Here is a 15,121-nt window from a genome sequence, read left to right as displayed (position 1 = left end):
GGCGTGCGGCTGGCGTGACGGGCCGAAGGTCCACGGCGAGCTGCGCGTGATCCATGGGCGAGGCATCACGAACCCGGAGTCTACCGTGCGCTGCGTGGCGGAGCGCCGGGGCCTCGTGCGCGCCGCCGCCTCGCTCGGCGGAGGCACGGCCCTCGGGATCGAAGTGGGCAGCAGCGCGCCGCTCGTACGCCAGCGTTTCATTATCACGTCTCCAAAGGAAACCGTCCGCGAGGCGCCCGTGCCCACGCCGATGGCCCCGCCTCGGGCTCGTCACAGCTTTTGATTCGCTCCCGTGATCATCTCGACATCGACCGGGAATAAGAGGTGTATGCGCATGCGAATGTTAAAACACCTCTCGTACATCGGTACGACAATTTTTCTCGCCGCAACACCTTTCTTCGCTGGCTGCACCGGCAGCATCGCGGACGGTGTCGAGGATGACGACGACCCCTCCGGCGGTACCAGCAGCGGCACGGGGGGCGGGCCGGACAATGGGCCCCCGGATAGATGCATCCCCGGCCTCCCGACGACGACCCAGATCCCCCGCATCCTGAACCGGCAGTACGACAACACGGTGCGGGACCTCCTCGGCGTCACCAGCGTGGGTACCGACAGCAAGCCGCCGTCTGCGCTGCTCGTCACCGACTTCGACGGCCCGATGACCCCTGACGCGTGGCGCTTCTATCAAGATGCTGCCGCGCAGATCGCCAAAGCAGTGATGGCTGGGCCGAACAAGTCCAAGTTCATCAACTGCGACCCTTCGGCAAGCGGCTGCTTGACGCAGACCATCCAAACCTTCGGCCGCAAGGCGTTCCGTCGCCCGCTGACCGCTGCGGAGGTGACGCGATTCGAAAAGCTGGGCCAGACGACGCCGGCAGGAACGCCCGACGAGGTCGCCGAGGCAACGTTGATGGGCTTCCTCGTGTCGCCCTCGTTCCTCATGCTCCCCGAGCTGACGACCACCCAGGCTCCGTCGGGTGAGGGCATACAGCTCTCCGGCTACGAAGTGGCGACGAGGCTTTCGTACTTGCTCTGGGGCTCCGTTCCGGATGACACGCTGAGCGCGGCGGCCGACAATAACGAGCTCCAGACCAAAGAGCAGGTTCTGGCCCAGGCGCAGCGAATGATTGCTGTGCGCGAAAAGACCGGGCCGCTCGTGACCGCGTTCCACCGCAACTGGGCGCAGATGGAGAACGGAAACGCCCACTGGTGGAAGATGGATCACGACACCGAGACGTATCCGTTGTACTCCGCGGCCGCCAAGCCCAGCTGGCAGGCTGAGCTCGACGCCTTCTTCGAAGAGGTGGCGTTCGGGGGCGGTTCGTTCAAGGACCTCCTCCTCAGCAATGTCGCCTTCGTCAACAAGGACAACGCGGCGATCTATGGGCTCGACCCTTCGATGTACGGTACCGACCTGACCAAGGTGGAGCTGGACGCCAACGAGCGGCCGGGCTTCCTGACTCGCGTCGGGTTCTTGAGCTCCTACGCGGGCTTCAACGCCACGAGCCCGATCCTGCGAGGCGCGTTCATCGCGACGTACATGCTCGGTGTCAATCCGGGTGCGCCCGATCCCGCCGCCACCATGGCGACCGTTGATGGCGACTTCCCAACGCAACGCGCGTACGTCGAAGAGCTGACGAAGCCCAATTCCTGCAAAGGCTGCCACGGGATCATCAATCCGCCGGGATTCGTGATGGAGGGCTTCGACGGCATCGGAAAGCTGCAAACGACTGATCCTCGTGGTGGTGCGATCGACGCAAGCGTCACCACAAACATCGTCAACTTCGGCGACGGTAACGTGCAGGAGATCTCCTCTCCGTTGCAGCTCATGGAGGAAATCGTTCAGGTTCAGAAAGCCAAGCAGCTTTACGCTCAGGCGTGGATCTCCTATGCCTTCGGGCGGGATCCGAACGGGAAAGACAAATGCGTCGTCGATATGCTCGACACCAAGCTGTCTCAGAGCGGCTACAGCATTCTCAATCTGCTGGCCGATCTCACTCAAGCGGACTCCTTCCGCGTGCGAGTCCGTGAAACGCCCTGAAAGCTGAGGAATGTCGAACATGAGCAAGCAATTGAACCGAAGAATCTTCCTCCGTGGCCTGGGCGGAGCCGCCTTGGCTGCGCCGTTCCTCAGCTCCGTGTGGGAACGCACCGCAAAGGCCGACACCTCTGCAGCTGGAAAAACGCTGATCGTGATGTTCACCCACTATGGGTGCGTCACGAACAACTGGTTTCCCGCGAAGACCCAGGGTGAGCTCACGGCTGCTGACCTCACGCCGACGAGCCTCGCGCCCCTCGCTCCCTATGCGAAGAAGCTCCTCATGCCGCGCGGCATCCGCACGATGAACGAGTGGACCGCCAACATGACGCGTGGACAGGGGAACGACTCCCACACGCAGATCGTGGGGTCGCTCTTCACCTGCCAGCCGGTCACTCCGAACAGCAACGACCCGTTCAGCTTCAACACCGCGACGAAGTTCAATGCAATGCCTGTCGGTCCTTCGCTGGATCACGTCATTGCCCAGCAGCTCAGCCCGGAAGGCACTCCGCTGCTCTTGAACACGGCTGGTCAGAGGGACTCCGCTCAGTCGGGGATCTCCTACGTTGCCGCCGAGCGCGCCTACAGCGGCCTCAACGCGTCGCAGGCCTTCAGCAGCCTCACGGGCCTCTTCCAGACGGGGATGCCGATGAACCCGGACACCTACGCTTCGATTCGCGGCAAGAGCATTCTCGACCTCGTAAAGGATGATCTGGAGACGCTCGAACGGTTCGACATGAGCAGGGCCGACAAGCAGAAGCTCGAAGCTTGGAAGGAGCTCCTCGACTCCACAGGAACCGTGGTGGCTTCCGCGCAGTGCAACGAGGCGCTCGGCGTGATGCTCGGTGCGACGGCAGCGAACGCCTCCAAAGCGGGGTCGGGTAGCCTGGGCAGCGACGCCCTCACGACCAAGGTCTCCGGCGATCTGGATGGAGCGGATATCTATTCGGCCATCGCAGCGCTCGCGGCCGCCTGCAACGCCAACCCCGTGATTTTCCTGAAGTACCCGGGAAATTACCTTTTCAAGGGGCTCGACATCACGATGGAGTCGCATTCCCTCTCGCACCGCCTCGACAATGCAGGTATGTCAGGCAGCTGCCTGCCCAACGCGATCGAGTGGCTCCTGAAGGTTGACGCCTATTACGCGCAGAAGTTCGCGAACCTCGTCAGAATGCTCGACAGCATCCCCCAGGGGAATGGGTCGACGGTCCTCGACAGCAGCGCCGCTATCTGGTTCAACGAAATGTCGGACGGCAACGCACACAACCTCAACAACGCTCCGATCATCCAAGCCGGTAGCGCCGGCGGTTACTTCAAGACCGGTCAGATCATCAACGTCGACCCCGGGTCGACCCCGACGGGCGGCAACAGTATGTCGCAGTGCGCCAATGGTACCGGCCAGTCCAACGGTGTCAATCAAGGCACCGGAACCGATCCGAAGATTGCCAACGCGCCGGTCAACAAGTACTTCTGCAACATCATGAACGCCATGGGCGTGAAGGCGGGTGCGGATGGCTTCCCTGCGAAGGGTGGCTCCGCGGAAGTGACCCATTTCGGCTATTCCGACAAGACGGAAGATTTCATCGGTGGCAAGGGCAAGGTCGCCGGCGCCACGATCCACAATCCGGGCGGGTTCACAGAGCTCAAAGCCTGAGCACTCTCGGGGCGACGTCCTGAACACTCGGACGAGCTCGGGTCCAAAGACCTCTCCTTGCCGGAGGGGTCTTTGGGTTTGTGCGTTGTCGGTGACCGCGCGCCGGCGCCCTTAGCCGTCTGCTCGTCGTCGCGATATTGCCGATCTTCATCATGTGCCTCACTTCGCGACTCCATGCTGCCCGACGATGGCGGACAGCGATAGGCTGGGCATCTCTTCTCATGTTCATGTTGGCGAAGCGATTCCTCATCCCTGCTGCTGTGCTCCTCCCGCTGGCCTGTTCGAGCGAAGCGAACTCCAGCAGCGGGGGTGCGCCGACTCAGACCAGCGGCGGCGAAACGAGCGGCGGTGCCGGGGTGGGCGGGGACATTGGTGACGACGCGCTCATCGTTCCGGAAGACCTCACCGTCATGGCGCTCCCTGGCGGAAACGGCGTGCTTAACGTGATCGCGCTAACTCTTCGCAAAGGACCAACGAACACCGAACTCTACGCCGCCTTGAGGAACGACGGGGATATCCCGGCCTGCAGCGCTGCCGTTTCAGTTGAGCTCTACGACAAGACCGAGCGGTCCCTGGCAGCTGGGATCAACGGATTGCTTACTCAGCATTTCTATCGACTCACGGATGGCTCGGGCGCCATCGCTGCGTGCGTGGGTCCAGGTGACGTGACCATGGGCGCGGTGACGGACTTGCCCTCAGACATCGTGATCGAGGACGTAGGATACGTCGTCTACCGGTGCCCTTACTTTGCCCTCGACGTTGTTCCCATCGATGGCCTCACCATCAGCCAAGTGAAGGCCGTAACTCGTGGCGCCGCCACGGCGTACACCGGCACGCTCCTCAACGGACTCGACGTAGCGGTGAGCGATCCCTCCGTCACGGTCTTCTCAGTCAATCGCGTCGGGCGTCCGCTCGGCGTAGCGATCGGCAGCGGCACAGTCCACATTCCGCCGGGTGGCAGCTGGGCCTTCGAGACGAACACCGTGGACACGCCCGGACCTGATCAAGCCGCATACCCGGCCGCCGCGCTTGCAACGCGGTAGACCATCCCATAAGTCGCGCGGCTATCCCCCGACACTGGGGCGTGTCGGCAAACCTGTAGGCGTTTGCGCGCGCGCAACCGAGGGCGCACGTGTGCGGAGCCGCGTCACGCGCGCGCAAACGTCGGGTTGAACAAAGCCGGACGGGGCGCTGCAGAACGGCACGGGAGGGCAGTGAGGCCCGGTCCAGTACCGGCATGCGCCTTGACTATAGATACGGGGAATTTGCTGAAGCAGCGGGCGCTCAACCTGCGCCTGTGGGGCGCCGCAACCCGTCGGCGGCTACTCGCCGAGCCCTGCTACTCCAGGGCGCCGTCGGCGATCCACTGCGTGATCGCTTCGATGTAGTCGGGGGGTACGCACGCTTGATCCTCATCGTTGACGCACTCAAGGGGCATCCGCGGAGTTGAGCCGCACGGTCCCTTTAGGACCTTGACGAGAGCGCTCTCTTGCGGGTTGCCGAGATTGACGAGTGGGCCGCAATTCTTGGACATGTGCGAGGTTATCGTCGTGTGCAGCTCTTCGTTTATCATCAAGTCCAGGGGGTTCATGTCGTCGTTATGGCAACCCGCCCCGAAACAAGTGACGTTTTCGATAACGAACTTCACGGTCTCGAACGTTGGCTCGATTTCGCTGCCACTGCCGGTCGAGCCGCCGCCACCGGTGCTCGCGCTGGTCGAGCCAGCCCCGCCCGAACCGCCGGCCCCGACCCCACTCGAGGTAGACCCACTAGCGCTCGTGCTTCCGGGATCCGAGCCGCCGGTGCCTCCACCGCCGGTATCGTCAGGGGTTTCGGCGCAGCCTGGAAGCGGTGACAGGATGGCGATGATTGCTGCCGCGATGAAGCTTGAGAGTCGAGGTTTCATGGTTCACGACGAAGATGGTGAGAGAGAAGGTTTAGCTCTCGTTCCCGTTGGATGTAGGCAAGAGCTGCGCGAGGCGAGGAACGTCCTCTTGGGCGGGTAGGATGAGCAAACGCGGTCGAAAAATCAAGCAGTTCGTGGCGGTCATCCGTGCGTACAGCCATGCTGTACACGTCGATTGACACTCGTACCCTGTGCGCTCAAGCCGGTCTCACGTGCCCAAGAGCGCCTCTCAAGACCTCCCGTCACCAGGCAGCCGAGGTCGGGCGCATCGCGTCGTTGCGCCTCGTCGCAGCGTCTCAGTGGGGCTCCTCACCGCGCCTGGCGGTGTACCCGCGCTCGGGTGCTTGGCTCGGTCCGGTTTTGTCCGGCGCTCCAGGACGATCGCAATAGAGCGACGCAGGGAGCGCGCGTCCGAAGCGCCCGATCGCGCGATTCCAGCGCGCAGGCGTCGCTCCCGAGATCAGGGCCCCTCCCGGCGGTTGGATGCGTGCGACAGGGCCACGATCCCGATGCGCCCTGTCTACGCGCGGCGTCATGGGGAGACCGCCGCCGACCGAGTCAACGGCGAAGCGGGTGGGTTGGGCCCGGCGAGGCTCCCTAGATCGAGCGCCGCGCAGCCCCCAGGCAGGCGGTGACGCGCCGTGCTCCACGACCAGAATTTATTCGTCAAACTGCTCGTGGTAGCCAGTCCGCCGTTATCGGCGACGGCCATACTCCATTGCGCAGCCACCGAGCTCGTGTATAGCATGCGCGCCCCGAGGCATTGCTGGGGCTTCCCGACGGAAGCCGCCGCTTGACTATCCAAACAACTGTCCAGCTCATCGGAGCAATTCAGCGCGATTGCTGATGGTTTCCATCATCAATCATCAATCAAGACAGGGAGACGAGAGTGAAGCAAACATCGAACGTTCAAACGTCGTCAGGAACGCGGTCGACCCTCCTGGTCGGCTTCATGTTGCTCGCAGCCGCAGGATGCGTGGCGACTGAAGGCCCCGAACAGCTCGAAGCTCTGGAACAGGGCGAGCAGGTCGAAGAGACCGCTGAAGCCATCACTGACGGTTGGACGACCTTGGCGCTCGGCAACGGTTGGCAAAACTATTGGGGCAGCACCTACCCTCCCGCCATCGGAAGGGTCAACGGAGTCGTGACGTTCCGGGGGGCTCTGAAAGCAACCAACCCGACGAGCGACTCCCCCTTCACCTTGCCGACCGGGCCGACCAGTTTCCTGCCTTCTCCTGCCTCCAACCTCGATCTGAGGGTTGTCCTGTCCGGCGGCGTGGGCGGGACGATTCACTTCGATCTCAACGGCGCGGCGCATATCCTTCAGGACGGCGAGTCTCCGCTCGGGCCGGGGCCAGCGGCGAAAACCCTCACCTCGCTGGACGGTGTCTCCTTTGACCAGAGCGCCGGAACGGAGACGCCGCTCGAACCGGAAGGTGATTGGGGACCATTGTACGGGTTTCGGGTCGGTGGGACAAACCTATGGGGAGCCTATGTAAAGGAGGTGGACGGCTTCGTTCGTTTCCAGGGTCTGCTGACAAACAGCTATCCGACCAGTTACGACGGATTTCTATTCAACCTTGACGCCGAGTTTCGTCCCGGCAACAACGTCTATGTGCCCACGACCCTCGGCGGTCAGACCTGGGGACAACTCACCATCTATTCGAATGGCGACGTCTACGTCAACGGGAGCTCCGTGGCCGCGAACAGCGGCACGTCGCTCGAAGGCGTGTCTTTCTCCAACACGCTCGACGGCAGCGTCCCGCTGGATCTGGACAACGACTGGGGCCCCTACTCAGCGCGATCTGTCAAGGTGGGCACGTACGGGGGGGTCGTTCGTTTCCAGGGCGCCATTTCCGGTGGAACGAGCGCCACGGTGGCCACGCTCCCCTCGGGCATGTGGCCGCCGACGACCGTCTACTTGGTGGCGGCTGCATACGGCCCGGTGCCCGCGAGGATCGTCGTCAGCACGAGCGGCGTCGTGACCGTCGACTCCCCCGGTCTGAGCGTCGCCTCGATGTTCCTGTCGCTTGATGGCGTGTCTTTTGGGCTCTGATCGCTTCTGAAGAGAGGTGTCCAGCCGGGAAGATACCGGCTGGACACGAGCGTCACAAGCCGGGGCAGCTATGGGTTGGGCCACTCGTCGTAGGGGCCAACAAAGCGATCGTGTCGCCTGGCTTCTTCCGGGCGACGACAGCCTGACGGCCATCGCGATCGACGTGGGCTGCGCGTCGGCGCAGCACTTCAGCGTGATGTTCGCGCGCGCGCGCCGAGGAGCGCGCCGGGGCGCCCCACCCGCTGCAGGGCGTAGGCGATGCCGCTCTGGAGCGTCCCCTGCGTGACCACCGCGCCGAAATCGATCTGCAAGCAGGTGAGCGTCTGGGCGACGTCGGGGCGGATGCCTGTGATCACCGCCTGCGCCCCGAGCAGCCGGAGGGCGACGGCGGTGTTGATCAGCGTGCCCGCGACGTCGGTGTCGACCGTCCTCACGCCGGTGATATCGATGATCACGACCTCGGCGCCGGTCGATTCGACCCCCTTGAGCGCCGTGCTCAGGACCTGCTGCGCCCGCTGGCTGTCCATCATCCCGATGAGCGGCATCACCATGATCCGGTCGGAGAGCGGGATGATGGGCGTGGAGAGCTCCGCGAGGCGGGCGTTCTGCACGCGGATGATCTCCTCCTGGAGCTCCACGCGGGCCAGCTCGCTCCGCTCCCGCTCCGAGAACTCGACCCGGAGCTGCTCCTCGGCGCGGTGCAGCGCCTCCGTGCGCCTGTGCAGGTGCGCGTAGAGCACGGCGTTCTCCACCGCGGTCGCCGCCTGCGCCAGGAGCAGCTTCGACAGCTCCAGCCGGGCCGGCGTGAACACGTTTGTCGCCGTGCTGTTCTCCAGGTAGAGAACGCCGGTCGTGCGACCCTGGTGCACCATCGCCAGGCAGAGGATCGATCTCGGGTTGTGCGCGGCGACATAGGCGTCCGCGGCGAAGCGAGGCTCCTGGCTCGCGTCCGCGAGGACCACCGGCAGCCTCGTCCTCGCGACGTACTGCACGACCGAGGACGGGACCTCGGCGCTGCCCTCGACGGGGACGAGCTGACCCACCTTCACCGTGCTGGGATCCACCGTGATGGACGCCTCGATCATCAGCTGTTGATCGCGCTCCAGGACGAGGACCCCCTTCTTCGCGCCCGCGTTCTGGATCGCGATGTCGAGCAGCCGGTGGACCACGCTGTCGAGGACGACCTCGCCGGCGATGGCCTGAGCGGCCCGGATGACCGCCTCGACGTCGAGCACGCCGGTGCTGAGCCTCGTCGTCGAGGTGGTCTGGATCGTGGTCCGGGCGAGCTCGAGCACGCCGGGCGGCGCCGACGCGAGGTCGATCCGCTGCACGAGGTGCGGCGCCTCGGCCGCCAGGCGGTCCGCCTTGGCGGTCGCTCCCCACTGCATGTAGCCGTGGTGGGCGTCGGTCATGTAGGCCCGAGCGCACCGGGTGAAGCCGCTTCCGCGGTAGAACTTCGCGGCGAGCTCGCTCGCTATCGCCTGGTCGCGCGTGAACCCGGCCTCCTCGGCGGCCTCGATCGCCCTGTCGTAGAGCAGCGCCGCGGCGTGCCTGTCGTCGCCCGAGACGCGCGCGATCTCCGCCGCGACGAGGAGGTGCTTGTGCGCGTAGTTCCGGGGGCAGAGCTCGGCCCAACGGGCGAGCTTCTCCCGCTCCGTCGAGATCGTCGCCACGAGCCGCTCCTTCTCTGGGGCCGGCGCTCCGTCGCACGAGGCGGCGAGGCTCAGGCACGAATAGAAGACGAGCTCGGTCGCCCAGAAGTTGTTCACGCAGCCGGCGGTCATCTTCTCCACGGTGGCCATCAGCGAGCGCACGGCGCCCTGGTCGCCGTACAGATAGGCCAGCTGGATCTTCTGCGTGTGGTACCAGGCGGCCACGTAGGTGAGCTCCGGGGCCGAGACGGCGCCGGCGAAGGCGGCCTCGTCGAAGGCGCCGTCGCTCAGGGTGTGCGCCCCGGCGGTGCCCCCCGTGAGGTTCGCGACGACCTGCCTTGCGCACGTGAGGATGAGCGTCGTGAGCTTGTCGTTCGTCCTCCGCATGAGCGCGAGATCCTGCTCGATCTCCTCGGCGACCGCGCCGAGATCGTCGCCGAGGCCCAGGCTCGCCGAGATCATGTGAATGCAGCAATACGACGCGTAGGCCAGATCTCCGGACTCCAGGCCGGCCTGCCGGGAGCGGGTCAGGAGCTTGATCGTGTCCCGGAGCGGCTCGAAGAAATGGAGGATGGACGCGAAGGTCGTGAGGAGCATGCACGCGATGCGCGGGTTGGGGATGCGCTCGTTCAGCTCGATACCGACCTTGGCGAACTGGTAGGCTTCCTTGTACCGGTCCTCCGCGGTCCTCGGCTCGAAGACGCCGTCGATCAGGAGCACCGCATAGAGCACGTACGCGTACGCGGACGTGCTCGAGTTCCCGTGCTCGATCGCGAGGTTGATCTGCATGATGAGCGTGAGCGGACCGAGGACCGGCAGCCCGAGCGCGGAGGCGGGCTGCGTCATGTCGGCGAGCAGGCGGAGGAGGGTCTGCTTCTCCGGATCGGCGGCGGTGGGCAGCCCCAGCAGATCGGTGATCTGGCGGCCTGCGAGGTGGGCCTGCATCGCATCGAGCTCCCTGCCGAGCCGCGCGCGTTGCTCCTCGGCCGCCGTGGGGATGTCGACCCCGAGCAGCGCGAGCGCCTCGAGGCCGCACCGCACGACGTCGGAGAGATTGCCGCGCATCAGGTGGAACGACATGCGCAGGTTGCGGATCTGCGCGCTGTCCAGCCGGGATCTCGCGTGCTCGAGGAGGGCGTCGAACAGCCGCTCTCCGGCGTCGAACTGGCCTGTCAGGCACAGGCACTCCGCGAGCCCGGTGGTCAGCGCGAAGGTGAGGTCGTGCTGCTCGTCCCAGCGCCTCGGACCGAGCGTCGCCGTGCCGGCCTCGAAGTAGCTCGCGGCCGCCTCGTACGCCGCGCCGGCCTTCGCCCTCCTGCCCGCCTCGAGGTTCAGCCGCGCCAGCGTGACGCGCTCTCCCGGATCGTCGATCCGCGGCGACCCGAGGTTCATGTGGGTCGCGATCTCGAAGACGTTGCCCTCCGCGTCGCCGGGGTCGCTCTCCGCGAGCATGAGCCGCCCGATCTGGAGGTGGATCTCCTGCTTGCGGGGGTCGTCGAGGAGCCGGTAGGCCGCTTGCTGCACGCGGTCGTGCAAGAACCGGTAGGAGGCGTCGACCGAGAGCTCCGGCTCGTCGGCCTCGCCGATCATCGCGCCGTGGAGGGCCGCGTCGAAGAACCTGGAGTCGGCGCCGACGGCGAGGACCAGACCCTCGCGGAGCGCCGCCGAGAGCTCGCCTGCCACCTCCCGGCGCGGCTTGCCGTCCACGATCGCGAGCGTCTTCAGGTCGAAGCGATACCCGATGCACGCGGCGAGCGTGAGGATGCGATGCGCGCGCTCGTCGAGCTCCCGGAGCCTGCCCGTCATGAAGTCGACGACGTTCTCCGTGACCTTCATCTGCTGGATGCGCGGCAGATCCCACGTCCACTCGTGCAGGGCCGGGTCGAAGGCGACGAGCTTCTCGGCGTGCAGCGCCTTCATGAACTGGTTCATGAAGAACGGGTTGCCGTGGGTCTTGGTCATGACATGACGCGCGAGCGGCTCGGCCCGCGCGGGATCGCAGGAGAGGGCGTCGGCGAGGAGGCGCGTCACGACGGGGAGATCGAGCGGCTTGAGGTCGATCTCCCCGACGGTCACCCCGGCCTTGCGCAGCTCCGCCAGGGTGATCGAGAACAGGTGGCTCTCGTCGACCTCGTTCTGCCGGTACGCGCCGATCACGAGCAGGTGCTTGATCTCCGCTGCGGTCAGGAGCTGCTCGAGGAGCTTGAGCGAGGCCGGATCTGCCCATTGCAGGTCATCGAGGAAGATGACGAGGGGGTGCTCCTGGGCGGGGATGGCGCCGCAGAATCTCTGGAACGCGAGGTGGAAGCGAGCCTGGGCCTCGGTCGGGCCGAGCGGCGTGACAGCGGGCTGGGGGCCGAGGATGAGCTCGAGCTCGGGGATGAGATCGATGAGGAGCTGGCCATTCTGCCCGACGGCGGTCGCGATCTTCTCGGCCCAGCGCGCGAGCGCCTCCGCGGGCTCGGTCAAGAGGGCGCGGACGAGCTCCCGGAAGACGTGCGCCACGGTCGCGTAGGGGACGGTCCGGTTGATCTGGTCGAACTTGCCGGCGACGATGGTTCCGTTGCCCTGCGCGACGGATTTCTGGATCTCGCCGACGAGGAGCGACTTGCCGATCCCGGCGTGGCCGGACACGAGGAGCAGCTCGCTCGCGCCCTGGCTGATGCGCCGCCACGTGCCTTCGAGGACGGCGAGCTCCGCCTCGCGGCCGTAGACCCTCTGCGGGATCCGGAGCGCGTCCACGTAATCGTGGCGCCCGAGCTCGAACGGCTCGATCCTCGACGTCGCGTCGAGCTGCGTGAGGCACTCGACGAGATCCATCCTGAGCCCGTAGGCGCCCTGGAACCGATCATCGGGGCTCTTCGCGAGGAGCTTCATGATGATGTCGGAGACGGGGCGCGGTACGTCGGGCGAGACCTGCGCCGGCGGCGGCGGGAGCCTGGCGATGTGGCAGTGCACGAGCTCCAGGAGATCCTTCGTCGGGAAGGGGAGCCTGCCTGTCACCATCTCGTACAGGGTGACCCCCAGGGAATAGAGATCCGTGCGCAGGTCGATCACGCGGTTCATCCGTCCGGTCTGCTCCGGGGACATGTACGCCAGGGTGCCCTCGAAGGCGGCTGGGCTCTTCGACCGCTGCGCCTCCTGCGAGAGGCGGGTGGCGCTGCCGAAGTCCATGATCTTGGCGTTCCCCGTGGACGGCTCGACCATGATATTCTGCGGTTTGATGTCCATGTGAATGACACCGCCGCGATGGATGGATTCCAGCGTGCTCGCGACGGAGATCGCGATCCGGAGCGTGTCCTGGAGGGTCAGGGAGCGCGCGCCGATGAGCTCATGGAGCGCGCAGGCTCCGGCATCTTCCATGATGAGCGAAAGGCTCGCCCCCGTCTTCACGACGCCCAGGACCTTCACGACGCCGGGCAGCGCGAGCTCCTTGGCGATGGCGTACTCGTAGCGAAGCCTCGCGAGCTCGGCCGGCGCCGGGCGCTCGTTCCTGAGGCGCTTGACCGCGACGGGGGCGTGGTCGTCGTTTCGAACTCCTCGGTACACGGTCGACGCGGCAGATTCGTGGATGAGACCGGTGAGAGTGTACCCGGGGATACTGATCATAATTTACTTGTAGAGCGCTTCTCCGCGCTGCATCAAGCGGCACCGCGTGATCGCTCGAGGTACCACGTGGTGGATAAACGTCGCATCGATGGGCAGGTGTCGTGGTGGCGACTGGACGCGCGTGCCATCTGCTGTCGAGTGCGACGCTCCAGCACGACCTCCGCCCCCCTCGCCGAGCATCGCGGCGGTCCCGGAATACCTGACAGGAGGTGTCAGGATTTCCGTGCGACCCTCACACGCGTCCTGGCAAGGAAAGGAGACGATGGAGCATGAGCGGAGCACTTCATGGCAAGGTGGCGCTCGTCGCGGGCGCGACGCGCGGCGCGGGCAGGGGGATCGCGGTCGAGCTGGGGGCGGCGGGCGCGACGGTGTACGCCACGGGCCGCACCACGCGCGCGCAGCGCTCGGAGATGGATCGACCCGAGACGATCGAGGAGACCGCCGAGCGGGTCACCCGGGCGGGGGGCAAGGGGATCGCGGTGCAGGTGGATCACCTGGAGCGCGAGCAGGTCCGGGAGCTCGTGGCGCGCATCGAGCGGGAGCAGGGCCGGCTCGACGTGCTGGTCAACGACGTGTGGGGCGGCGAGCACCTGTTCGAGTGGAACAAGCCGCTATGGGAGCACTCGCTGGACAGCGGGATGCGGCTGCTGCGGCTGGCCATCGATACCCACATCCTCACGAGCCACCATGCCCTTCCGCTGCTCATCAAGAGGCCGGGCGGCCTGGTCGTCGAGATCACGGACGGCACGGCCGACTACAATGCAGGGCACTACCGCGTCTCGTTCTTCTACGACCTCGCCAAGACCGCGGTCCTCCGCATGGCGTTCGCCCAGGCCGAGGAGCTGCGGGCCCACGGCGGCACGGCCGTCGCGCTGACGCCCGGCTGGCTGCGCTCGGAGATCATGATGGGTCATTACGGGGTCACCGAGGAGCGCTGGCGCGACGCGCTCGCGAAGCAGCCCCACTTCGCGATCTCGGAGACCCCCGCTTACGTCGGCCGGGCGGTGGCGGCGCTCGCGGCCGACCCGGAGGTGGCCCGGTGGTCCGGGCAGTCGCTGTCGAGCGGCCAACTCGCGCGGGTCTATGGCTTCACCGACGTGGACGGCAGCCAGCCCGACGCGTGGCGGTACCTCGTCGAGGTCCAGGACGCCGGCAAGCCCGCCGACGTCACCGGCTATCGATAGCCGGCGCCTCGGCGAGCCCTGTCCCGAGCGGGTCGCACCCGGCCGCTCCGCCCGCGTCAGCGCGCCTCGCCCGCGCCGGCGCGCCGGCCCACGACGATGTACTGCTCGGGCAGCTCCTCCGCGACGATCTGGGGCGAGAGGCCCCCGGCGCGGAGCTCGGCGGCGACCGCCTCGGCGGTGATGCGGTGATCCTTCGGGGGGCCGCGGCGCGCGGCCTCGGTGAAGTCGACGACGACCACCGCGCCGTCCGGGCGGAGCGCGGCCTTCAGCTTCGCCGTGTAGGCGGGGCGATCGGGGATGTGATGCCAGGTGTTCACCACGAGGATGCGGTCGACCGAGCCGGGCTCGAGCCCGGGATCGTCGGGGCGGACCTCGCGCGCGGTGACGTTGGCGAGGCGCTCGCGGGCCGCGCGCTCCGCCATGTAGCGGACCATGTCCCGCTCGATGTCGAGGCCGATGACCGCGCCGGTCGGCCCGACCGCGCGGGCGAGGTGCGGCAGGAAGTAGCCCGTGCCGGCCCCCAGATCCGCGACCCGCATGCCCGGGGCGATCTGCATGGCGGCGATGACCTCCGCCGGCTTCTGCCAGGCGTCGCGCTCGGGGCCTTCGAAGGCCGCCACCCAGTCGTCGGCCCGCTCGAAGCGGTGGACGAGCGGCCCGGCGCCGTGCGCGCGCCCTGCGTGGTGGCCCTGCGCTGCGTGGTGGCCGTGCCCGGCTGCGTGGTGGCCCTGCGCTGCGTGGTGGCCGTGCCCGGCGCCGTGGCCGGCGTGACCGGCGCCTTGCTGACCGGGCGACGGGGCATGGCCCGCGTGGGCGGCCTGCGCGCCGCTCGCGGCCTCGCGCCGCCCCCCGCTGCCCGGCGCGGCAGCGTCAGGCGTGGCGCTGCAGCTGCTGAGGAGGGCGGTGAGGACGGCGCAGGAGGCGGCGAGGCGAGGGCGGCGGCTCATCCGCGCTCCCTACCACGAACCTGGCGCGCCGGTCCCAGGGGCCCGCCGCCTGCGGCTCGCCGCCTCTCCTCGTGA

The 15,121-nt window shown here is 66.7% G+C and carries 8 protein-coding genes; 5 read left to right on the top strand and 3 right to left on the bottom strand.

Features of this window, described 5'->3' with window-relative positions; genetic code table 11:
• Window positions 1–334: 334 nt before the first annotated feature.
• The 3 genes from WMF28_RS20435 to WMF28_RS20425 all read left to right on the top strand — a co-directional run bounded on the left by WMF28_RS20435 (window position 335) and on the right by WMF28_RS20425 (window position 4,735).
• Window positions 335–2,041, top strand: coding sequence for a DUF1592 domain-containing protein (locus WMF28_RS20435; protein ID WP_437603936.1), 1,707 nt, complete (start codon window positions 335–337; stop codon window positions 2,039–2,041).
• A 19-nt stretch (window positions 2,042–2,060) separates the two neighbouring features.
• Window positions 2,061–3,692: a DUF1552 domain-containing protein gene (locus WMF28_RS20430; RefSeq protein ID WP_437603935.1), complete on the top strand. Its 1,632-nt coding sequence runs from the start codon at window positions 2,061–2,063 to the stop codon at window positions 3,690–3,692.
• A gap of 221 nt (window positions 3,693–3,913) precedes the next feature.
• Window positions 3,914–4,735 carry a hypothetical protein gene (locus WMF28_RS20425; protein ID WP_437603934.1) on the top strand — a complete coding sequence of 274 codons (822 nt, stop codon included), beginning with the start codon at window positions 3,914–3,916 and terminating at the stop codon, window positions 4,733–4,735.
• Window positions 4,736–5,031: 296 nt separating this feature from the next.
• Here WMF28_RS20425 and WMF28_RS20420 read toward each other — a convergent pair whose 3' ends face one another.
• Complete coding sequence (locus tag WMF28_RS20420) at window positions 5,032–5,598, bottom strand: hypothetical protein (RefSeq protein WP_437603933.1); 567 nt, start codon at window positions 5,596–5,598, stop codon at window positions 5,032–5,034.
• Between the two features lie 889 nt (window positions 5,599–6,487).
• Here WMF28_RS20420 and WMF28_RS20415 point away from each other — a divergent pair.
• A complete protein-coding gene (locus WMF28_RS20415) occupies window positions 6,488–7,654 on the top strand; it encodes a hypothetical protein (protein WP_437603932.1) in 1,167 nt (388 codons plus the stop codon).
• Window positions 7,655–7,842: 188 nt separating this feature from the next.
• Here WMF28_RS20415 and WMF28_RS20410 read toward each other — a convergent pair whose 3' ends face one another.
• On the bottom strand, window positions 7,843–12,915 hold the full coding sequence (locus WMF28_RS20410; protein ID WP_437603931.1) for a protein kinase domain-containing protein: 5,073 nt from the start codon (window positions 12,913–12,915) through the stop codon (window positions 7,843–7,845).
• Window positions 12,916–13,184: 269 nt separating this feature from the next.
• On the opposite strand from WMF28_RS20410, the gene WMF28_RS20405 reads away from it, so the two are divergent.
• The gene (locus WMF28_RS20405; RefSeq protein ID WP_437603930.1) at window positions 13,185–14,099 is read left to right on the top strand and encodes an SDR family oxidoreductase; all 915 of its coding nucleotides are present in this window, start codon (window positions 13,185–13,187) and stop codon (window positions 14,097–14,099) included.
• A gap of 56 nt (window positions 14,100–14,155) precedes the next feature.
• On the opposite strand, the gene WMF28_RS20400 is transcribed toward WMF28_RS20405, so the two are convergent.
• Window positions 14,156–15,046 (bottom strand): class I SAM-dependent methyltransferase, encoded by an 891-nt coding sequence (locus WMF28_RS20400; protein WP_437603929.1) that lies wholly within the window; start codon window positions 15,044–15,046, stop codon window positions 14,156–14,158.
• Window positions 15,047–15,121: the final 75 nt, after the last annotated feature.

The organism is Sorangium sp. So ce590 (assembly GCF_051521365.1).
GTDB lineage: Bacteria > Myxococcota_A > Polyangia > Polyangiales > Polyangiaceae > Sorangium.
The sequence above is the reverse complement of the archived record's forward strand: the minus strand, read 5'-3'. Positions and strand labels throughout refer to the sequence as shown.